Source organism: Streptomyces sp. 3211.6, from assembly GCF_003634815.1.
GTDB classification, from domain to species: Bacteria; Actinomycetota; Actinomycetes; order Streptomycetales; family Streptomycetaceae; genus Streptomyces; species Streptomyces katrae_A.
The window spans coordinates 6,604,768-6,625,538 of record NZ_RBXC01000001.1 but is presented as its reverse complement, the minus strand read 5'-3'; the positions used below and the strand labels follow the sequence as shown (position 1 = coordinate 6,625,538).

At 75.9% G+C, this 20,771-nt stretch carries 19 protein-coding genes; 8 read left to right on the top strand and 11 right to left on the bottom strand.

Annotated elements, in window-relative coordinates; all coding sequences use genetic code 11:
- Positions 1–29 precede the first annotated feature (29 nt).
- From BX286_RS37620 to BX286_RS30420, 3 genes are all read right to left on the bottom strand, one after another.
- A complete protein-coding gene (locus BX286_RS37620) occupies positions 30–1,940 on the bottom strand; it encodes a protein kinase domain-containing protein (protein ID WP_398898906.1) in 1,911 nt (636 codons plus the stop codon).
- Positions 1,941–2,135: 195 nt separating this feature from the next.
- Entirely contained in the window at positions 2,136–2,756 is a 621-nt protein-coding gene (locus tag BX286_RS30425) for a dihydrofolate reductase family protein (protein WP_079430693.1), read from the bottom strand.
- 99 nt (positions 2,757–2,855) lie between these two features.
- On the bottom strand, positions 2,856–3,806 hold the full coding sequence (locus tag BX286_RS30420) for a LysR family transcriptional regulator ArgP (RefSeq protein ID WP_079432072.1): 951 nt from the start codon (positions 3,804–3,806) through the stop codon (positions 2,856–2,858).
- Positions 3,807–3,875: 69 nt separating this feature from the next.
- On the opposite strand from BX286_RS30420, the gene BX286_RS30415 reads away from it, so the two are divergent.
- The 4 genes from BX286_RS30415 (at position 3,876) to BX286_RS30400 (ending at position 6,982) form a co-directional block, all read left to right on the top strand.
- The gene (locus BX286_RS30415) at positions 3,876–4,499 is read left to right on the top strand and encodes a LysE/ArgO family amino acid transporter (protein ID WP_079430692.1); all 624 of its coding nucleotides are present in this window, start codon (positions 3,876–3,878) and stop codon (positions 4,497–4,499) included.
- Between the two features lie 184 nt (positions 4,500–4,683).
- Positions 4,684–5,721 carry an NUDIX hydrolase gene (locus BX286_RS37935; protein WP_100862422.1) on the top strand — a complete coding sequence of 346 codons (1,038 nt, stop codon included), beginning with the start codon at positions 4,684–4,686 and terminating at the stop codon, positions 5,719–5,721.
- A 63-nt stretch (positions 5,722–5,784) separates the two neighbouring features.
- Positions 5,785–6,267, top strand: a complete 483-nt coding sequence (locus BX286_RS30405) for a DUF6153 family protein (protein ID WP_121017772.1) — start codon at positions 5,785–5,787, stop codon at positions 6,265–6,267.
- Positions 6,268–6,352: 85 nt separating this feature from the next.
- The gene (locus tag BX286_RS30400; protein ID WP_079430691.1) at positions 6,353–6,982 is read left to right on the top strand and encodes a DUF305 domain-containing protein; all 630 of its coding nucleotides are present in this window, start codon (positions 6,353–6,355) and stop codon (positions 6,980–6,982) included.
- A gap of 71 nt (positions 6,983–7,053) precedes the next feature.
- On the opposite strand, the gene BX286_RS30395 is transcribed toward BX286_RS30400, so the two are convergent.
- A complete protein-coding gene (locus BX286_RS30395; protein WP_079430690.1) occupies positions 7,054–9,123 on the bottom strand; it encodes a SpoIIE family protein phosphatase in 2,070 nt (689 codons plus the stop codon).
- A 288-nt stretch (positions 9,124–9,411) separates the two neighbouring features.
- Here BX286_RS30395 and BX286_RS30390 point away from each other — a divergent pair, with 288 nt between their 5' ends.
- Positions 9,412–9,648: a hypothetical protein gene (locus tag BX286_RS30390; protein WP_079430689.1), complete on the top strand. Its 237-nt coding sequence runs from the start codon at positions 9,412–9,414 to the stop codon at positions 9,646–9,648.
- Between the two features lie 65 nt (positions 9,649–9,713).
- Complete coding sequence (locus tag BX286_RS30385) at positions 9,714–10,814, top strand: glutamate--cysteine ligase (protein WP_121016912.1); 1,101 nt, start codon at positions 9,714–9,716, stop codon at positions 10,812–10,814.
- Between the two features lie 15 nt (positions 10,815–10,829).
- Here the strand turns inward: BX286_RS30385 and BX286_RS30380 are convergent, their stop codons facing one another.
- Genes BX286_RS30380 through BX286_RS36785 form a run of 7 tightly spaced genes read right to left on the bottom strand, consistent with a single transcriptional unit; the run spans position 10,830 to position 15,222 of the window.
- On the bottom strand, positions 10,830–12,695 hold the full coding sequence (locus tag BX286_RS30380; RefSeq protein WP_237293163.1) for a complex I subunit 5 family protein: 1,866 nt from the start codon (positions 12,693–12,695) through the stop codon (positions 10,830–10,832).
- 16 nt (positions 12,696–12,711) lie between these two features.
- Positions 12,712–13,104 (bottom strand): NADH-quinone oxidoreductase subunit K, encoded by a 393-nt coding sequence (locus BX286_RS30375; protein ID WP_121016910.1) that lies wholly within the window; start codon positions 13,102–13,104, stop codon positions 12,712–12,714.
- Positions 13,101–13,829 carry an MnhB domain-containing protein gene (locus BX286_RS30370; protein ID WP_121016909.1) on the bottom strand — a complete coding sequence of 243 codons (729 nt, stop codon included), beginning with the start codon at positions 13,827–13,829 and terminating at the stop codon, positions 13,101–13,103. The genes BX286_RS30375 and BX286_RS30370 overlap by 4 nt, the downstream gene beginning before the upstream one ends.
- Positions 13,826–14,116: a DUF4040 domain-containing protein gene (locus BX286_RS37605; RefSeq protein ID WP_237293162.1), complete on the bottom strand. Its 291-nt coding sequence runs from the start codon at positions 14,114–14,116 to the stop codon at positions 13,826–13,828. The genes BX286_RS30370 and BX286_RS37605 overlap by 4 nt, the downstream gene beginning before the upstream one ends.
- On the bottom strand, positions 14,113–14,421 hold the full coding sequence (locus tag BX286_RS37600) for a monovalent cation/H(+) antiporter subunit G (protein WP_261993550.1): 309 nt from the start codon (positions 14,419–14,421) through the stop codon (positions 14,113–14,115). The genes BX286_RS37605 and BX286_RS37600 overlap by 4 nt, the downstream gene beginning before the upstream one ends.
- Complete coding sequence (locus tag BX286_RS30355; RefSeq protein WP_121016906.1) at positions 14,408–14,731, bottom strand: MrpF/PhaF family protein; 324 nt, start codon at positions 14,729–14,731, stop codon at positions 14,408–14,410. The genes BX286_RS37600 and BX286_RS30355 overlap by 14 nt, the downstream gene beginning before the upstream one ends.
- Positions 14,728–15,222, bottom strand: a complete 495-nt coding sequence (locus BX286_RS36785) for a hypothetical protein (RefSeq protein ID WP_185117148.1) — start codon at positions 15,220–15,222, stop codon at positions 14,728–14,730. Before BX286_RS36785 ends, BX286_RS30355 begins: the two co-directional genes overlap by 4 nt.
- Before the next feature lie 228 nt (positions 15,223–15,450).
- Here BX286_RS36785 and BX286_RS30345 point away from each other — a divergent pair, with 228 nt between their 5' ends.
- Both BX286_RS30345 and BX286_RS30340 read left to right on the top strand, forming a co-directional pair.
- The gene (locus BX286_RS30345; RefSeq protein WP_121016904.1) at positions 15,451–18,399 is read left to right on the top strand and encodes a HAMP domain-containing protein; all 2,949 of its coding nucleotides are present in this window, start codon (positions 15,451–15,453) and stop codon (positions 18,397–18,399) included.
- A gap of 9 nt (positions 18,400–18,408) precedes the next feature.
- The gene (locus tag BX286_RS30340) at positions 18,409–20,709 is read left to right on the top strand and encodes a SpoIIE family protein phosphatase (RefSeq protein ID WP_100862424.1); all 2,301 of its coding nucleotides are present in this window, start codon (positions 18,409–18,411) and stop codon (positions 20,707–20,709) included.
- Positions 20,710–20,771 lie beyond the last annotated feature (62 nt).

Sequence of the window (20,771 nt, the reverse complement as noted above, 5' to 3'; positions counted from 1 at the left end):
CGCAGCTTAGGCCGGGGCGTCGGGGCGGGCTAACACGCGGGGGACGATCCCTTCTGCCCGGTGAGGTCGCGGTTGTAGAGCCAGCCGGTCTGGTTGGTGCCGTCCACGCGGACGAACGTCCACTGGTTGCCGTACGAGTTGATGATGTAGCAGTGGTACCAGAGCTTCGTCCCGCTCTTGACCAGGCTGCCCTGGGCGCACTGCTGGTAGGGCGCGGCCAGCAGGTGGTGGTCGCCGGATATGTAGCCGTAGGTGCCGGGCTTGGGGTCCTTGTGGGTCCAGCCGGCGCAGCCCGTCGGGGTGGGGCTCGGCTTGGCGGCGGCGGGCGAGGGTGCCGACGCGGAGGGGGACGCCGTGCCGGGCGTCTTCGAGGGGGTGGCGGAGGGGCCGGACCTGGACGGGGAGGGGGACGGGGCCGGGCTCGCCGCGCCGTGCAGGTCGCCCGGGGCCGGGGAGGCGGTGGCGGAGGCCGGCGGTCCGGCGGTGGTGCGCGCCTTCTTGCCGCCGCCCGAGGAGGTCAGGGCGTACGTGGCGCCTCCGGCCGCGAGTACGGCGACCACGGCGACGGCGACCGCGATCCGGCCACGCCCGCGCCCCCGGCCCCCGGCCCCGCCGGCGCCCGCGGGCGGCCGCCCCGACGGGGTGCCGTGCGGGTTGCCCTGCGGGGTCCCGTGCGGGCCGCCCTGAGGGGTGCCGTGCGGGGCGCCCTGCGGGGTGCCGTGCGGGGGGAACGGGTCGTAGGGCGACGGGCCTTGGGAGCGCTGCTGCGGAAACGGTACGCCGGCCCCGGCGGCAGCCGGAGGCGGCCCGAACCCGGCCGGCGCCCCGGCGCCGGGCGTGGTGAAGGACACACCGCCGGGCCCGGTGACGGAGCCGGCGCCGGATGACGCGAAGGGCGCGCCACCGGGCTCGGTGAAGGAGCCGGCACCCGGCGCGGCGGCCGGTCCGGTGCCGGACGGCAGCGGGGCGACGGGCGACGGGGCCGTGGGCGGCGGCCCGAAGCCGGCGGCCGCGGGCTGCGCCAGGGCGGTGCCCGGGCCCGGGGCACCGGCCGCGCCGGCCCGGTCCGGCGGCACGGCCCCGGCCGGCTGCCCGGGCAGGCCGGCCGGCCCGGCGGCCGTCGCGGGGCCCGTACCCGTGGCGGTCCCGGCCTGTCCCGCGGCGGTCCCGGCGCCCCCGGCCGCCACCGCCTCCAGCAGGGCGCGCGCCTGGTCGGCGGTGGGGCGGGATTCCGGTTCCTTCGCCATCAGCGCCTGCAGCACCGGGCCGAGCGGGCCCGCCCGCCGGGCCTCGGGCAGGGGTTCGGCCACGATCGCGGACAGCGTCGACCACACCGAGGTCCGGCGGAACGGCGAGACGCCCTCCACCGCCGCGTACAGGGTCATCCCCAGCGACCAGATGTCCGAGGCGGGTCCGGGTTCCCGGCCCTGGGCGCGCTCCGGCGGCAGGTAGTCCAGCGAGCCGACGATCTCGCCGCTGCGGGTCAGCTTCGCGAGCTCCTCGTCGTCGGGGCTCTGCATGCTGGCGATGCCGAAGTCGGTGAGGACGACCCGGCCGCCCCGCTCCAGCAGCACGTTGCCCGGCTTGACGTCCCGGTGCAGGACGCCGGCCCGGTGGGCCGCGTCGAGGGCGTCCATCAGCTTCGCGCCGATCGCGGCGGCCTCGTAGGGGTCGAGCGCGCCGCGCTGTGCGACGACCGCGTCGAGCGAGGGGCCGTCGACGAGTTCCATCACGATGACCGGGAGCCCCTGGTCCTCGGTCACGTCGTGCACGGTGACCACACCGGTGTGCCGGATCCGTGCGGCGGCCTGCGCCTCGCGCTGCATCCGGGTCCGCAGGTCGGCCAGTTCGGCGGGGCCGGCGTCGGTGTAGGCCCGCAGCAGCTTGACGGCGACCTCCCGGCCGAGGACCTCGTCGACGGCCTTCGCGACCACGCCCATGCCCCCACGGCCGACCACCGAGGTGACCCGGTAGCGCCCCCCGAGCGCCCTGCCGACGAGCTCTCCGTCGTTCGCCTGCTCCGATGGCACCGGCACCGCCCGCTCCGTTCCCTCACCGGCCGTCCGTCGACGGCCTGCCGGGGCCAAGCGTAGAGGCATGATCGCGTCATGGTTCACCGGGTCGGCGGAGCCGGCTCACCCGGCGTCCTCCCGCGGCAGGTGGGCTTTGGCGTCCTCGTACGTGGCGCTGCCGGGGGCCGTGGCGGGGGCGTAGAAGAGGTTCAGGACGCCGGTCTCGAAGGTCTCGCAGGAAACCAGCCTCAGGGGGAGCGGGGGCCCGTCCTCGGCGAACAGCCGCATGCCCCGGCCGACTGCGAGGGGGTGCACCAGCAGGTGCAGCCGGTCGAGTTCGCCCGCGGCCAGCAGCTGGCGGACCACCGACACCGAGCCGCTGATCGCGACGCGGCCGTCGCCCGGCTCGTTCTTCAGGGCCCTGACCCCCTCGACGAGGCCGCCGCGGAGCAGCTCGGCGTTGCGCCAGCCGAGATCCGGGGTGCCGCGCGAGACCACGACCTTGCGCGTGTCGCCGAGCCGCTTGGCGAAGGCCGCGTCCTCGCCGCCCGCGGCCTCGCGCTCCGGCCAGGCCCCGGCGAAACCGTCGTAGGTCCGCCGGCCGAGCAGCAGGGTGTCGGCCGTGCCGACGACCGCCTCGACGGCGGCGCCCATCTCGTCGTTGAAGTACGGGAAGTGCCACTCGTGGGGGGCCTCCACGACGCCGTCGAGGGATACGAACAGCTCTGCGGTGATCTTCCTCATCCCGGTGCTCCCCTGCGGTCGGTCGGTGTACGCACGTCCCTCCCAGTAGACGACGCCCGCCGCCGGCCCTCATCCCGGCCGCCTCCGGTTCCGGGGCGGTCAGCGCGGGCGGTCCCCGGCGGCGGGCCCCCGGGAGCCGGGCCGGCCCGGGGGCAGGAGGGCCGCGCGGGCGGTCTCGGCGACCAGCCGGGCCACCGCCGCCAGGGCGGGCGAGTCCAGCTTCCACTGCTGCCAGTACAGCGGTACGTCCAGGGTCCGCCCCGGGGTCAGCCGTACGAGCGCCCCCGCGCGCAGCAGCGGCTCGGCCTGCGGTTCGGGCACCAGGCCCCAGCCCAGCCCGGCGGCCACCGCGTCGCGGAAGCCCTCCGAGGTCGGCACCCGGTGGCGGACGGGCGAGGCGCCGGTCCCGTCGCCGGTGAGGGAGCGGACGAAGGAGTCCTGGAGGTCGTCGCGGCGGTCGAAGACGATGGTCGGCGCCGTGCGCAGGTCCACCGCCGGCTCCCCGGCGAGGTGGCGGGCCGCGAAGCCGGGGGCGGCCACCGGCAGGTAACGGGCCAGCCCGAGCGCGCCCGCGGTGCACCCCGCCACCGGGTCCGGCGAGGAGGTGACGGCCGCCATCACCTGGCCCTCGCGCAGCAGGGCCGTGGTGTGGGACTCGTCCTCGCGGTACAGCTCGAAGCAGACGGGCGGGTCCTGCGGGACCCGGCTCAGCACCGGCAGGAACCAGGTGGCCAGCGAGTCCGCGTTCACGGCGATCGGCAGCCGGACCGGCCCCAGCCCGTCGGCCGTGCCCATGCCCAGCTCGGCCCGGGCGTCGCGCTCCAGCCGGGCGAGCTGGCGGGCGAAGCGGACCACCACCTCGCCGGACTCGGTGGCGCGTACCGGTTTGGTGCGCATCAGCAGGACCCGGCCGGTGCGCTGTTCGAGGGCCTTCACCCGCTGGCTGACGGCAGAGGGCGTCACGTGCAGGGCGGCCGCGGCCGCGTCGAAGGTGCCCTCGTCGACGACCGCGAGGAGGGTCCGCACCTGGTCCAGGGGAAGCTCGTCCATCATGAACGCTAAGGGTACGTAAAAATCTTTAGCTGTACTGAGCGCGGCGCGCTGCCTACGGTCGGAGGCATGAACAACGGCATCACCGCAGCGCTCCTGGCCGGCTTCGGCACCGGCCTCTCCCTCATCGTCGCCATCGGCGCGCAGAACGCCTTCGTGCTCCGGCAGGGCGCGCGCCGGCACGCCGTCCTGTGGGTGGTCGCCATCTGCGCCGTGTCCGACGCGGCCCTCATCGCCCTCGGCGTGGCCGGCGTCGGCGCCTTCGTCACGGCCTGGCCGGCCGCCCTGACGGCCGTGGGCATCGCCGGCGGCGGGTTCCTCATCTGCTACGGGGTCCTGGCGGCGCGCCGGGTGCTGCGCCCGACCCCGGGTGCGGCCCTGACCGCCGACGGGGCCGGCTCCGGGTCGGCCCGCGCGGCCGTGCTGACCTGCCTGGCGATGACCTGGCTCAACCCGCACGTCTACCTGGACACCGTCCTGCTGCTCGGCTCGCTCGCCGCCGACCGGGGGGACCTGCGCTGGGCCTTCGGCATCGGGGCCGGCCTGGCCAGCCTGACCTGGTTCTCCACCCTGGGCTACGGGGCGCGGCTGCTGAGCGGCGTGCTCGCGAAGCCGGGGGCCTGGCGGGTGCTGGACGGGCTGGTGGCCGCGACCATGGTCACGATGGGCGGCATGCTCCTCGCCCGCGCCTGAAGCCGCCCGGTCGCGGCCCCTGCGAAGGCCCCGGTCTTCGGCCACGGCGACCCGCCCGGAGGGCCGATCCGTGGTGTCCGGCCTGCTCGCACCGCGGGCGTGGTAGTGATGCGCGGGAACCGTCCCCAGGGGCGCGTCCCGCCCTCCGGGCCAGCCGGCCCGCCCTATCCCAGGAGCCGTCACCGTGCCCGACCGACCCTCACCCGAGGCCGTGCGCGCCTATTACGCCGCCCAGCCGTCCCCGCTGGTCGCCGCCACCGGGATCGTCCTCGACGCCGGCGGGCGGGTCCTCGTGCTGACCCCTTCCTACAAGGAGGGCCTCGAACTGCCGGGCGGGACGGTGGAGGACACCGAGACCCCGGAGGAGGGGCTTTCCCGGGAGCTGAAGGAGGAGCTGGACCTGGCCGTGCCGGTCGGCCGGCTGCTGGCCGTGGACTCCTGCCCGCCCGGGGCGCTCGGGCGCTCGCTCGTGGTGCACGTGTACCTCGTGGGACCGCTCTCCGACGAACGGGCCGCAGCGCTGTCCTTCCCCGACGGCGAGGTCTCCGAGGCCCGCTGGCTCTCCCCCGAGGACGCCGTGCGGCAGCTGCCCGCCCGGCTGGCGCCCCGGCTGCGCGCGGCGCTGGCCGCGCTGTACTCGGGTTCCCTCGCGCACCTCGTCGACGGCGTTGCCCAGCCCGGCTCCCCGGCCGGGTACGACCCGGCGGACCGCACGGCCCGGGAGCATGCGGGCGGCTACGACGCCGCCGCCCACCGGGCCGCCCGGCCGAAGGCCCTCACGGCGGCGAACGTGCTGTTCACCGACGGGGCCGGCGGGGTGCTGCTGGTCCGGCCCGGCTACGGCGAGCCGGGCCGCTGGCTGCTGCCCGGCGGCGGGGTCGACAGCGACCTCGGGGAGACCCCCCGGGCCGCCGCCGCGCGGGAGGTGCGCGAGGAGATCGGCCTGGACCTCGCCCCCGGCCGGCTCCTGGCCGTCAACTGGTCCCACCGGCCGGGCTACCCGGCGCGGGTGCGGTTCCTCTACGACGGCGGGGTGCTCGACGCTGCGGCGCTGGCCCGGATCCGGCTGGCGCCGGCCGAGCTGCTGGAGTGGCGGACCGTCCCCCGCCGGGAGCTGCGCGGGCTGGTCGGACCGCACCTGCGGCGCCAGATCAAGGCCTGCCTCAAGGCCCTCGCCGAGGGCACCGGCCCACTGGAGCTGCACCGCGGCCGGCCGGTCTGAGGGCCCGCGCCCATACCCCCTACCCCTTTGGAGTATCGGGACGCCTCGCATACGATGCCCGGCATGAGGACGACGCGGGCGGAGCGAGCGGGGTGGGCCGTCGGCCCGGCCGGCTTCCTGGTGCTCGTCCTGGCGGTCCTCACGGGCCTGATCGCCATGCACGGCCTGGGCCCGGGCGGCCTCCCGCATCCCGGCCCGGACGCCATGCCCCACCCGTACGCCGCCTCCGGGGCCGCGACCCCTGCCCGGCACGCCCCGGGCGCCACGGCCGGTGCCCCCGAGGCAGCCGCGTCGGCGCCCGGCGCCTGCGGGCGTACCCACGCGGGCGGTGCCGCGCACGACGGGTGCGGGGGCGGGCACGCGCGGCATGCCGACGCCGCCTGCGCGGCCCCCGGCACCAGCGGCACCCCGGTCCTGCCCGCCCTCGCCCCCGCGCCCGGCGGTGTCCCCGCCGCCACGGCGGCCGCGCACGCGGCGCCGGCCGGGGCGACGGCGCACGGGCGTGCGCCCCCTTCCCTCAGCGAACTGCAGCTCCTGCGCATATAGGCGGCTCCCGCCGGCACACCCGCCGGCCGAGCCCGTTCCGACGTTCCGACGTTCCGACACGCCTCAGCACAGGAGAAGCACCACCATGCACGCCAAGCGTTCCCCGATCCGCCGCACCACCGCGCTGGCCGCGGCCGTCACCGCCGCCCTCGTCCTCGCCGCCTGCGGCGGGAAGTCCGACGGCGCCTCCGGACACGGCGGCGGCCACGACACCCCCACCGCTCCCGCCTCCACCGCCCCCTCGGGCACGGCCGCGCACAACGCCGCCGACACCGCCTTCGCCCAGGGCATGCTCCCGCACCACCGCCAGGCCCTGGAGATGGCCTCCCTCGCCGCGACCCGCGCCGAGTCGGCCGAGGTCAGGGCACTCGCCGACGAGATCAGGAAGGCCCAGGACCCGGAGATCAAGACCCTCTCCGGGTGGCTGGCCTCCTGGGGCGAGCAGGTTCCCGCGGAGGGCGGCGGGCACACGGGCCACTCCATGTCCGGGATGATGACGGGCGAGGAGATGGACCAGCTGACGAAGGCCTCCGGCAAGGCCTTCGACACCGCCTTCCTCCAGCTGATGGTCAAGCACCACGAGGGCGCCGTCGCCATGGCGAAGACCGAGCAGACGGACGGTCGCTACCAGCCCGCCAAGGACATGGCGGCGGCGATCGTCACCTCCCAGAGCGCCGAGATCACCCGGATGAACGGCCTCCTCGGCAAGAACTGACCCGGTGGCCGGCGAAGGCCCCCGCGCCGCCCGGCACGACGGGGACGGGCGGGGGCCTTCGCCGCGGGGGGTCAGCCGCCCACCCGTGCGACCAGGAGGGCGATGTCGTCGTCCGCGGCTGCCGGGACCAGGTGCGTGATCAGGGAGTCGCAGACGTGGTCCAGGCTGCGCTGCGGGTCCGCGAGGAGCTGGGCCAGTTCGGCCAGGCGCTCGTCGAGGTCGCTGCCGCGGGCCTCGATCAGGCCGTCGGTGTAGAGGACGAGGAGGCTGCCCGGGGGCACCTCGACCTCGGTCGGGGTGAAGGCGATGCCGCCGACCCCCAGGGGGACCCCGGGCGGGGTGTCGAGGATGCGCACGGTCCCGTCGGGGAGGGCGAGGACGGGCGGCGGATGGCCGGCGCGGGTGACGGTGCAGCGGCCGGCGGCGGGGTCGACGACCACGTAGAGGAAGGTGGCCAGCATCGGCTCGGCGAGGTCGTCGAGGGCGGCCTCCAGCTGGTGCAGCAGCCGCACGGGCGACAGGTCCAGGCGGGCGAGGGAGCGTACGGAGGCGGAGAGCCGGCCCATGACGGCGGCGGCGGCGATGCCGTGGCCCATGACGTCGCCGATCAGCAGCGCGGCCTTGCCTCCCGCCAGGGGCAGCACGTCGTACCAGTCCCCGCCGACCTCGTTGACGTCGCTGGCGGGCAGGTAGCGGTGGCTCACCTCGATGCCCCGGGGCGGGGTGATGTGCTGGGGCAGCATGCTGCGCTGGAGGATGACGGCGGTCTCGTGCTCGCGGTGGTAGAGGCGGGCGTTGTCGATGCTGAGGGCGGCACGGGCGGCGAGTTCGGCGGCGAGGGTGACGTCCTCGGCGCCGAAGGGGCCGCCCGGCCGGGTGCGGTAGAAGACGGCGACGCCGAGGACCCGGTCCCGGGCCACCAGCGGGGCCATGACGAGGGAGTGGACGCCCGCCTCGACCAGTTGGGCGGGTCTGGCCGTGTGCCGGGCCGCCGGGGCGATGGCCTGTGCGTCCAGGCGGGCCACCAGGAAGGGCTGCCGGGAGGCCAGGGCCTGGGTGTACGGGGCGGTCGCGGGGAAGACGAGGGTCCGGCCGAGCGGGGCGAGGATGTCCGTCACCCGGGAGCCGCCGAGCGGGGCCCGGCCCAGCCGCCGCAGGGCCGCGCCGCCGGTGAGGCCCATGCCGGGCTCCTCACCGTGGGCCAGGGCGTCGAGCACGTCGACGGTGACGGCGTCGGCGAGGCGGGGCACGGCGAGGTCGGCGAGTTCCTGCGCGGTGCGCTCCAGGTCGAGGCTGGAGCCCATCCGGATGCTGGCCTCGCTGAGCAGGGCGAGCCGGCGCCGGCCCGCCTCGGCCTCGACGTGGTCGCGCCGCTGCTCGGTGATGTCCACGAGGGAGGCGATGACCCCGATGGGCTTGTGCGCGGGGTCCTCGACCCGGACGTAGGAGCAGGACCACACCCGGTCGTGCTCCGGTTCGGCGGGGGTCCGCCCGACCCGGCGGCGGTCGAGGACCGGCTCCCCGGTCTCCAGGACCTGGAGCATCGCCTCCTCCATCTCGCGGGCGTTCACGGCGGGCAGGATCTCGGCGAGCCGGCGTCCCACGTGCGCCGACTCCGGCAGCCCGTTCATCGCCTCCAGGGCGGCGTTGACCTGGAGGAACCGCAGCTGGGTGTCGAGGATGGCGATGCCGACGGGCGAGCGGGCGAACAAGCCGTCCCACACGGCGGAGGAGCCCCGGATGCGCCGGGCGGCGGGGGCCTCGGCGGCGAAGACCAGTACGGTGGCGGTCCCGTGGCCCTGCCGGTCGGCCACGGGTGAGGCCCAGATCTCCAGCTCCATCGGGTGGCCGTCGCGGTGCCAGGCGGTGACCGTGCCCATCACTCCGCGGCCGGTGGCCACCGTCTCCCACAGGGAGCGGCCCAGGCTGCGGTCGGATCCGGGGTGGAGGAGGTCGGCGATGTTGTGGCCGAGCATCTGCGGCGGGGCGTAGCCGAGGAGTTCCTGCGCGACCTGGTTCCAGCGCACGATGGTGCCGTTGGCGCTGGTGGCCATGAGGGCGACGGGCAGGGAACCCAGCCAGCCGCCCGCGGCCTGCGCCGCGCTGTCGATCAGGTCGTCGACCTGGATGTCCTCGTTCATCCGGCACGCACCCCACGCCGAGCCCGTCCCGCGCTCCGCCCGGCGGCCCGGGCGGACCCGCCGGAACCGCGGCCCGCGCTTCCATCGTCTGCCGCCCGCCATCCGGCCGCCTCCCGGCCCGGCACGCGGCACGTGGTCCGCCCCGCGTTCGAGACCACGGGGCGGCACGTCGGAGTCTGCCCGGGGGCCATAGGGGCAAACGCAGGGGGTAGGCGCACCAGGAGATGGGTGCACAAGGGGAGGAACATGGAGGAGAGGGGGGCGGCGTGGGGGTGAGGAGTGTGCGTCATGGGTGACAGGCGACAGGACGAGAAACAGGTACAGGATCAGGGACAGGGCCGGGGGCAGGGCCAAGGGCGGCGGATCCGGGGCCGGTCGCCGAGTCCCGAGCAGCTGAGGACCGGCGGACGGCCGCGCACCCCCGGTGAGATCGCGCACGAGCGGGGCCGCGAGGACGCGACGATGCGCGACGTGATGCACGACCTGCGGGAGGGGGATCTGGACGACATGCGCGACGACCGCTGACCCGCGGACGCGACTGCGCCCGTGCGGCGCGGGGTATACGCGGAGCCCCGAGCGAGGAGACCCCGATGCACGCGCTGACGATGGGAGTGGAGGAGGAGTTCCTGCTGGTCGACCGGGCCAGCCGGCGTCCGGCCGACCGGGCTCCCGCCGTGATCGCGGCTGCCGCCGTCGAGCTCGGTGAACAGGTGCAGACGGAGTTCTTCGCGGCACAGGTCGAGGTGTGCACCCTGCCCGTCGCCGACACCACCGGCCTGCGGGCCGAGCTCGCGCGGCTGCGGCGCACCGCCGTGGCGGCCGCCGAGGAGTTCGGGTGCAGGCTGCTGGCGACGGGGACCCCCGCGATGCCGCCCGCCCGGCCGCTGACCGTGACCGACACCGACCGCTACCGGCGCATGGCCCGGGCGTTCGACGCGCTCGTCGGCCGCTACGACGGCCTGGTCTGCGGCTGCCACGTCCACCTGGGCACCATGGACCGGGCCACCGCCCTGGACCTGTCCCACCGCCTGCGGCCGTGGCTGCCGGTCCTGCAGTCCCTCACCGGCAACTCCCCCTTCGTCCTGGGCCGTGACACCGGCTTCGACAGCTGGCGCTACAAGCAGTTCTCCCGCTGGCCCACCGTCGGCCCGGCTCCGGTGATGTGCGAGGCCCAGTACGAGGCGTACGTGGGCGCCCTGGTCGAGCACCGGATCCTGATGGACCGGCGGATGCTCTACTGGTACGCCCGCCCCTCCGAGCACGTCCCCACCCTCGAAATCCGCGTGGCCGACTCCAACGCCGACATCGAGACGGTGGTCCTGGTGGCCGCCCTCCTCCGCGGGCTCGCCCAGGACCTGCTCGCCGAGGCCGAGCGCCACCAGCCGCCGCCGGAGGTCTCCGACCGGCGGCTGCGCGCCGCGCACGAGCTCGCCGCGGCCGAAGGGCTGCACGGCTGGGGGCTGGACCCCGTCAGCGGTGAACGGCTGCCCGCCGGCACCCTGGTGGACCGCCTCCTGGCCCGGGCGGCGCCCGGGCTCGAGGCCGCCGGGGACCTGGCCCTGGTGGAGGACCTGCTGCGCCGGCTGCGGCGCGAGGGCAGCGGGGCCGCCCGGCAGCGGGCGGCGCTGCACCGGCACGGCCGCCTCAGCGAGGTCGTCGACGAGCTGGCCGCCGCCACCGCCACCGTCTGACGAGCGCCTTCGGGATCAGGTGCACAGGGCGAACACCACCATCAGCGCGGCCAGTCCGGCGGCGAGCCAGGCGACGTAGTCCCCCACGTGCCCGGAGTGCAGGCGGCGCAGCGGGACGACCGCGAGGACGGTGAGGCGGTCGGCCGCGGTCCGGGCGGCCACGGCTGCCGGGCCCTTCAGCGCGGGTCCCCAGAGCGCGGCGGCGGCCATCGCCACCGCCAGCAGGGTGCCGGCCAGGCCGAGGAGTACCCCCGTGGCCGTCCAGCCGGCCTCGGGCACCCGCGGGCCGGCCGCCGGGACCGTCCGGCCCGTCACGGCGGCGGCGTAGCCGGCCGGGTCGCAGAACCGGGCGGCGGCCTCCGCGATCCGGTGGGCGAGGCCGGGCAGCAGGCCCACCGCGAGCGAGGCGCCCAGGAGCAGGGCGGGGACGACGAGCATGACGCGCGGGACGCGGCGGCTGGGGTCGCGGACCTCCGGCTCCTCCCCGCTGCCCGTGGTCTCGGGGCCCGCGTGCCGCTGCCGGGGCGTCGTCCCGGCGCCGGCGAACACCCGCAGGGCGGCCCGCAGGACGGCGCCCGCGGTGACGGCGGGGACCAGCAGGAACACCGGCAGCAGCCAGGGGGCCTCATGGACCGTGGCGTGCTCGGCGACCGACTTGCCCAGGCCGGTGCCGAACGGCGGCAGGCCGGCCAGGGCCAGGGCGCCCGTCACGGTCAGCGCCCCGGCCGCCACGAGGTCGCGGCCGCGCCCGTACAGCCCGTGTTCGTCCACCGAGCCGAACCGGTCGAGGAGCACGCCGACCAGGGCGAAGAGGGCGGCCTTGGCACCGGCGTGGCCGAGGGCGTACAGGGCGGCCCCGGCGGTGCCCGCCGGGGTGAGCAGGGCGGCCGCGCACAGGAACAGCCCCATGTGGCCGACGGTGGAGTGCGCGAGCAGCCGTTTGAGGTGGCGCTGCTGCCAGCAGAGCACGCCTCCGGTCAGCGCGGTCAGCGCGCCGACCACCAGGAAGGTGGTGCGGAAGGCCTCCGCGGGGATGCCGCCGGGCCCGGAGAAGACCGTCCAGTAGACGCGCAGCAGTCCGTAGAGCCCGAGCTCGACCATCACCCCGGACAGCAGCATGCACACCGGGGAGGGGGCTTCGGCGTGGGCGTCGGGCAGCCAGAAGTGGAAGGGCACGGCGGCCGCCTTGACCAGCATGGCCGTGGCGATCAGTGCGAAGGCCGCGGCGGAGACCGGTCCCGCCGGCTCCCGGTCGAGCACCTCGCCGATCCGGGCGAAGGCCAGTTCCCCGGTGCGGGAGTAGAGCAGACCGATGCCGAGCAGGGCGCAGTACCCGGCGACCGAGCCGGTCAGCGCGAAGGCGAGGGCGCCCTGGAGGGGGCGGGGCTCCTCGACGCGGTAGGCGGTGAGGGCGTACGCGGCGACGCCCATCAGCTCGAAGAAGACGAAGGCGTCGAACAGGTCGCCGGTGAGGGCGAACCCGCACATGCCGGCCTCGAAGAGGAGCAGCAGGGCCGGGAACGCGCCGCCGTGCCCGCGCTCGCTCTCCGGTTCGTCGAAGTAGTGCCAGGAGTAGCCGAGGGCGGCCAGGACGAGGGCGGCCGCGAGGAGCGCCAGCCCGCCGCCGATGCGGTCGGCGGCGAGGACGATGCCGACGCTGTGGCCGTCGACGGGGGTCCAGGCGGCGACCCAGCTGATGATCCGCCCGTCCCCGGCGGCGGACCACAGCCAGGCGAGCAGGGCCAGTTGGGCGGTGGCCCAGGCGCTGGCGAGGGCGTCGGCGCCGAGCCGGGGCAGCCACCGGCCGGGACCGGCCAGCAGGACGGCTCCGAGCAGCGGCCAGGCGACGGTGAGCGGGAGCAGGGCGGCGGCGTGCGTCACGGTGGGTACCAGGGCCTCAGCCCTTGAGGCCGGTCAGGGCGTCGGGGTCGGCGGTGCCGTGCCGTTTGGCGGTCTGCAGGACGAGGGCGAGCAGCAGGGCGCTGACGGCGGCCCCCACGACCACGTCGGTGAGGGTGAGGGCGTGGGCCACGGGGTCGGCCACCGGGGTGGTGGGCGGGATGTCGGTGAAGTAGGGGGCGGTTGCGCCCCACCGGTAGCCGACGGCCAGCAGCAGGACGTACGTGCCGGACTGGACCACGGTGAGGCAGCCGATGGCGTGCACGGCGTGGCGGCTGGTGACCAGGCCGTGGAGGCCGGCGAGGAGGATCCAGCCGGCGGCGAGGTAGGGCAGCGGGTCGGTGGTGGCCGGGCCGGTCGCCGGGGCGGCCGCCAGCAGGGTGGTCGTCATCCGGTCTCGATCTCCAGGGCCTGGTCGAGGAAGGCGGCGAGCAGTACGACGAGGGCGGAGCCGACCTCCACCCCCACGGCGGCGTTGAGCAGGGGCACGGTGCCGCCGGAGACGATCTGGCCCTGCACGCCCCAGGGCAGGACGTTCTCCAGGTAGGCCGATCCCCAGGCCAGACCGGCCAGCCCGAGGGCGGCGAAGGCGCCGGCCGCCATCGCGTCGGCGAGGTCGAGGACGGTCCGGGGGCGGACGTTGCGCAGCACCCGGTAGTCGGCCGCCAGGTAGGCGACGTGCAGTCCGGTGGCGAGGGCCACGCCGCCCTGGAACCCGCCGCCGGGGGTGAGCTGCCCGTGGGCGATGACGTACACGCCGGTGACGAGGGCGACCGGCAGGAGCACGGTGCCGGCCAGGCGGACGGTGGGCAGGACGCGGCCGGGGCGGGGGCTGACGGTGTGCTCGTCGCGGGCCCGGCGCAGGACGATCGCGGCGCCGAGGACCGCGGTGAAGAGGATGAACTCCTCGCCCAGGGTGTCGAATCCGCGCTGGTCGAAGTTGACGGAGGCGACGGCGTTCGCGGTGCGGTGCGCCAGGGCGGCCGGGACGGCCCGGTCGGCGTAGGGGTGGAAGGACCCGCCGAAGCCGGGGAGGTGCCCGCAGGAGATCCCGTAGCAGAGGGCGATGGCCAGGGCCGCGCACCAGAACAGCGTGGTGCGCGCGGTGCGGTTCACCGGTTCCCGCCCCGGCCGCGCCGCCCGCCGCCGGTGGCCGATCCGGTCTGCCGGCGGATCTTGCGGACGGTCAGCATGATCAGCAGCGGGGTGACGACGGTGCCCACGGCCAGCTGGGACAGTGCCACGTCGGGGGCCTGGAGGAAGGTGAACAGCAGGGCGAGCAGGAGCCCGAGCTGGCTGAGCACGACGGCCTGGCGGACCGGGTCGTGGGTGCGGACGGCGACGGTGGCGACGGCCGCGACCAGCAGCACGGTGAGGTCGACGAGGAGCCCGACGGGGGTCACGGCGGGGAGTCCCGGGGGACGCGGCCCTCGTCCACGGCGGTGGAGCGGCCCACGGCGAGGGTGGTCAGGGTTCCGCCCAGCACCATGAGCGCGGCCACGACCAGCAGTTTCCCCGCCTCCCGGCCGGGCCCGGCGGCCACCGCCAGGGCGAGGGCGCACAGCGGGGCGCCCAGGGAGGAGGCGGGCGACAGGGCGTGCAGCCGTGCGTAGGGCCGGGGCAGCGCCAGCAGCGCGGCTCCCGACAGCAGCAGGACCCCGGTCCCGGCGGCGAGCAGGACGACGGCGCAGACTTCACGGGGATCCACCGTCACCCTCCTTCCCGGGGCGCGCCGGGGACCTCTGGGGGCGGCCCAGGACGCGGGCGAAGACCAGGACGCCGACCGGGCCCAGTACGGCCAGGACCAGGCCGAGGTCCTCGTAGCCGCTGCGGCCGAAGCCGCGTGCGGCCAGGAGCAGTACGACGGTGGCCGTGGTCCCGGTCAGGGCGAGGCCGGCCAGCCGCTGCGGCGGGGTGCCCCGGCAGCCGGCCGCCAGACCGGGCGGCAGGCCGAGGACCAGCAGGACGGCGGCGGCGCCGAGCCAGACGTTCCACTGCTCGCCCGTGCTCCCGCTCATCCGCGGCCGCCGCTGGTCAGGGCGCGTTCGAGGGCGGTGGGGCGGCCGGGCAGGGTGTGGGCGAGGGCGGTGGCGCCGGGCGGCCCGATCTCGACGACGTACAGGCCCGGGGTGGCCGAGAGCAGCCCGCAGACCCAGGCCGTGCCACTGCCCGGGCGCAGCCGTACCGTGTGGAACCGGCCGGTGACCCGCCGGCCGCGCAGGACGCGGGCGGTGGCGGCGGTCAGCCGCCCGGTGTCGGTGAGCAGGGCGCCGGGGAACAGCAGCAGGGCGGTCAGCAGCCGGGCGCGGCCTCCGGTGCGGGCGCCCGCGGCGCGCCGTACCGCCCGCGCGGCCACGGCCGCCAGGGCGGCGCCGGCTGCCGCGACGGCCAGTTCGGGCCAGGACAGGGTGCTGATGAAGAGCACCTGGAGGACGAGGCCGGCCGCCCACCACGCGAACAGCTCCGCCGCCGCGCCCGCGGCCGCCGGGCCCTTCGCCGTACCCTCCATCGCGTCTCCCCGCCGTCCGTCCGCCCTGCCCGCGGCGCCCCTGTCCGTCCGCGGAGCCAGGTCTACCGCCCTCCCGGGCGCGGGGTCCCGGCCGGGCGGGAGGCACGCCGGGCGGGGGCCGCCGCGTCACCGGTACGGAGTAGGGCGGCGGGCGGCGGGCGGCGCCGGACTCCGGGACGAAGCCTCACGTGTCACAGTGGAGGCGACGGCTCCTCTACGGGACTGGCCATGGACGAGACAGACAGAACGCTGGAACAGCTGCTCGCGGGCCTGATGGCGGTCCGCGACGGCAATCTGGACACCCGGCTTCCGGAGGACGCCGGCGGCCTGCCCGGAAACATCGCGGCCGTCTTCAACGGCATGGTCGCCCAGCTGTCCCTCGTGACCACCGAGGTGACCCGGGTGGCGCAGGAGGTCGGCGGGGAGGGCCGGCTCGGCGGGCAGGCGCGGGTGCCGCCCGTGGGGGGCGTGTGGCGCGAGCTCACCGACGCCGTCAACAGCATGGCGGACAACCTGACCTCGCAGGTGCGCAACATCTCCCAGGTGGCCACGGCGGTGGCCAGGGGCGACCTCACGCAGAAGATCAGGGTCGACGCGCGCGGGGAGATCCTGGAGCTGAAGGACACCATCAACACGATGGTCGAGCGTCTGTCCTCCTTCGCGGAGGAGGTCACCCGGGTGGCCCGGGAGGTCGGCACGGAGGGCAACCTGGGCGGCCAGGCGACCGTCCACGGGGTCTCGGGCACCTGGATGGACCTCACCAACAACGTGAACTCGATGGCGGACAACCTCACCAACCAGGTCCGCAACATCGCGCAGGTCACCACGGCCGTCGCCGAGGGCGACCTCACCCGCAAGATCGACGTGGACGCCCGCGGGGAGATCCTGGAGCTCAAGACCACCATCAACACCATGGTCGACCAGCTGGGGTCGTTCGCGGCCGAGGTGACCCGGGTGGCCCGGGAGGTCGGCAGCGAGGGACGGCTCGGCGGCCAGGCCGAGGTGGCGGACGTGTCCGGCACCTGGCGCCGGCTCACCGAGAACGTCAACGAGCTCGCGGCGAACCTCACCAGCCAGGTCCGGGCCATCGCGGAGGTCACCAGCGCCGTGGCCCGCGGCGACCTGACCCGTACCGTCACCGTCGAGGCTCCCGGGGAGGTCGGCGCGCTCAAGGACAACATCAACTCCATGGTGGAGTCGCTGCGCGCCACCACCCGGGCCAACGAGGAGAAGGACTGGCTCAAGACCCAGCTCGCGCGGATCTCCGGCGGGATCCAGGGCCGGCGCGACCTCACCACGGTGGCCCAGCTGATCATGCGCGAGGTGCCGCCCCTGGTGCACGCGCAGTACGGCTGCTTCTTCCTGGCCCAGGACGGCCCGCAGGGCGCCGTGGGCGCCGACCGGGCCGAGGGCCAGGCACCGGAACTCGTCGCGATCGCCTCGTACGGGCTGCCCGACGACCCCTCCTGCGTGCCCCGCCGCTTCCGCGTGGGACAGTCCCTGGTCGGGCAGGCGGCCGCCGACCACCGGGTGGTCGTCGTGGACGAACTGCCGCCCGGGTACGCACCGGTGCTCACCGGGACGGGCTCCGCCGACCCCACCACCCTGATCGTGCTGCCCATCGTCTTCGAAGGGCAGGTGCTCGGCGCCCTGGAACTCGCCTCCCTGCGCCCCTTCGCTCCCCTGCACCGAGATTTCCTGGAGCAGTTCACCGAGCTGCTGGGGGTCAACGTCAGCTCCCTGACCGCCAACGCCCGTACCGACGAGCTGCTGGAGCGCTCGCAGCTGCTGACCGCCGAGCTCAGCGCCCGGTCCGGCGAACTCCAGGCCCGCCAGCGCGAACTCCAGCGCAGCAACGCCGAACTCCAGGACAAGGCGGCCCTGCTGGCCGACCGCAACCGGGACATCGAGCGGAAGAACCACCAGATCGAACAGGCCCGCCAGGAACTGGAGGAGCGGGCCCAGGAGCTGGCCCGGGCCTCCCTCTACAAGTCGGAGTTCCTGGCCAACATGAGCCACGAACTGCGCACCCCGCTCAACAGCCTGCTGATCCTCGCCCAGCTCCTGGCGCAGAACGCCGAGGGCAACCTGACCGAGAAGCAGGCCGACTACGCGGCCGTCATCCACTCGGCCGGCTCCGACCTGCTCCAGCTGATCAACGACATCCTCGACCTGTCGAAGGTGGAGGCCGGGCGGATGGACGTGCACCCGGAGCCGGTGTCCCTCCAGCGGGTCCTGGACTACGTGGACGTCACCTTCCGGCCCGTCGCGGACGAGCGGGGCCTGGAGTTCACCGTGAGCGGGGCGCCGTCGGCGGGCGAGGGGCTGGTCACCGACGAGGCCCGGCTGCGCCAGGTGCTGCGCAACCTGGTCTCCAACGCCCTGAAGTTCACCCACACCGGCGGGGTCGCCCTGCGCGTCCAGCAGACCGCCCCGCAGGAGGTGCCCGAACCGCTGCGCGGGGCGGGGCCGGTCCTCGCCTTCCGGGTCATCGACACCGGCATCGGCATCCCCGCCGAACAGCTCGAGTCCGTCTTCGACGCGTTCCAGCAGGGCGACAGCGGGACCGACCGGGCGTACGGCGGCACCGGCCTGGGCCTGTCCATCAGCCGCGAGGTCTCCAAACTGCTCGGCGGGACCCTCACCGCCGAGAGCACGCTGGGCCAGGGCAGCTGCTTCACCCTCTACCTGCCGGAGCACGACGGCAGGACGCAGGCCCGGCCGGCGCCGGCCGGGAGCGAGGAGGAGCAGGACGATGCCATTGCCGCCGCGCTCGCCGCGCCGGTGGACGACGAGGGCCTGCGGGACCGGACGGTGCTCGTCGTCGACGACGACACCCGCAACGTCTACGCCCTCACCGAGGTGCTGAAGTCCGCGGGCATGCAGGTACTGACCTGCGACAACGGCGAGGCCGCGATCCGGATGCTGGCCGCGCACCCGGAGGTCGACCTGGTGGTGATGGACCTGATGATGGCCGGCCTCGACGGCTACGCCACCACCCGGGCCATCCGGGCCATGCCCCGGCTGGCGGAGCTGCCCGTGGTGGTGGTGACCGCGAAGGCGATGCCGGGCGACCGGACGGAGGCCCTGGCGGCCGGGGCGTCCGACTACGTGGTCAAACCGGTGGCCCCCGACCGGCTGCTCACCGCCCTGCGCACCTGGCTGACACCCCGCTGAGGAAGCCTCATGGCCCAGCCCGAGAGCGGACTCGCCTCGACCGTCGCGGACCTGACGGCCGAGGTGGCCGCCCTGCACGCCGACCGGGCCCGGCGCAGTCTCCTGGACCTGGCCTGCGGGGTGCTGATGGCCCAGCTGTCGGTGCCGCCCGCCGAGGCGAACGACCACCTGCTCAGACTGGCCGTGTCGACGGGGCTGAGCGCCACCGACCTCGCGGCGGACATCGTCAACGCGGCGATCGGCCCGGACGCCGTCCACGGTTCCGGCCCGGGGGCGGCGGAGGTGGCGGTGCCGACGGCCGAGGCCCGCCGGATCCGCCGGGGCACCACCGCGGTGCTGACCTCCGACACCGCCGACGCCGCGGCCTCGGCCCTGCTGGAGGGCGGCCTGCGGCGACTCGGCATCGAGTCCGTCTATCTGTGGCGGCGGACCGAGACCGACTGCCTGGAACTGGCCGGGCATGCCGGAGCGCCCCCGCTGGAGGCCACGCACTGGCGCTGGGTCCCGCCCGAGACCGAAGGACCGCTGCACCGCACGCTCACGATGGGCCTGCCCACCTGGTTCCCGGACGGCCCGGGGGCGGAGGGCCGGCTGCCCGGTCCCCGGGCCGAGGCGGCCCGTGGGCTGGTCCCGCTCCACCGGTCCGGCCAGAGCGCGGGGCTCGCCCTGGTCGTCTGGCCCGGACCCCGGGGCCTCGACGACACGGTGCGCGCCACCGTCGCGGCCCTGTGCCGCCCGGCCGGGCAGGTGCTGGACCTCAGGGACCACGGCCCGGCCGCGCCGCCCCGGCTGACCGCCGTCCTCTCCGAGCTCGTGATGCCGGCGATGCTCGTCAGCGTGACGGTCCCGGCCGGGGGCCAGGCCGTGGGCTTCGGCCGGGCGCACACCGTGGACTACCTCAACCCCGCCGCCGTGCGCGACCTCGGCAGCCTCCCCGCGCCCGTCGGGCGGCCGGTCGCGCAGCTCTTCCCCTCCGTGTACGAGGAACTGGTCGGGCTGCTCGCGCGGGCGAACGCCACCGGTGCCCCGCAGTACGCCCCCGTCCTGCCGGCCGCTCCCCCGAACGCCAGGCCCGCGAAGGCCGGGACGGCGGCGGCCGAGCACGCGATGGCCGAGGTGCGGGTGCTTCCGCTGGGCGGCGGGCGCACGGCGGTGATGTGGCACGCCGACGACCGGCGCGGGCCGCCGTTGACCCGGGCGCTGGCGCGGCTGGAGCAGCTGGCGGTGTTCGAGGAGGACCTCGCGGCCGGTACGACCGTGTGGAGCGCGCACGCGTACCCGGTCTTCGGGCTGCACCCGGAGGATCCGGCCGTGCCCCTGCGCAACCTGGGCGCGCGGCTGCACCCGCAGGACAGGGCACGGCTGGAGGGCCTGCTGGCCTCCCTGACCGACCGGCACGCGGGCGGGCAGGTCCTGGTGCGGGCGGTGCGGCCGGGGGGCGGGGTGCGCCGGGTGCGGGTGGCGGCCGAGCCGGTGCTGACGGGCAGCGCGCTGACCGGGATCGTCGGGGTGTTCCAGGACGTGTCGGCGCAGCACCACACGGAGGTGGCGCTGACCGCCACGTACGACCAGCTGTCGGCCGCGCGGATCGAGGCCGAGCTGCGCGACCACCTGGTGCTGGGCCTCCAGCACGCCATCGTCCCGGAGGCCCCGGCCCTGGAGAACCCGCCCGGTCTGCGGGTGGCGGCCCGCTACCGGCCGGCGGCCGCGGAGTACCGGGTGGGCGGTGACTGGTACGACGTGCAGTCGCTGCCGGACGGGAAGGTGCTGGTCACGGTGGGGGACATCGCCGGGCACGGCATCGACTCCGCCACGGCCATGATCGCCCTGCGCGGGGCACTGCACGGCCTGGCCTTCACCGGGAACACCCCGGGCCGGCTGATGGAGTGGCTGAACGAGGTGGCCCTGCGCACGCCCGGGCAGCCGACGGCGACGGCGGTGTGCGCCCTGTTCGACCCGGCGGACCGCTCGCTGCACTGGTGCGGGGCCGGCCATCCCCCGGTGCTGCTGCTGCGCGGCGGCCGGGCCCGTTTCCTGGAGGGCATGCACAACATCCTGCTCGGCGCGCTGCCGGGGGCCGGGTACGGGGAGACCGTCACGGAGCTGCGGTCCGACGACACCCTGCTGCTGTACACGGACGGTTTCGTCGAGCGTCGGCACGTGGGCCTGGACGAGAGCCTGGAGGTGCTGCGCCGGGCGGTGGAGCGGCTGCGGCCGGAGCCGGCGGAGGAGCTGGCGGACCGGCTGATGTCGGCGGTCCTCGGGGACACCGACGACGACACCAGCCTGGTGGTGGTGCGGGTCACCTGAGGCGCCCGCCCAAGATGGGTCGTTCTCTGAGGAACGGGTATGAAAGGGATGAAACCCGACAT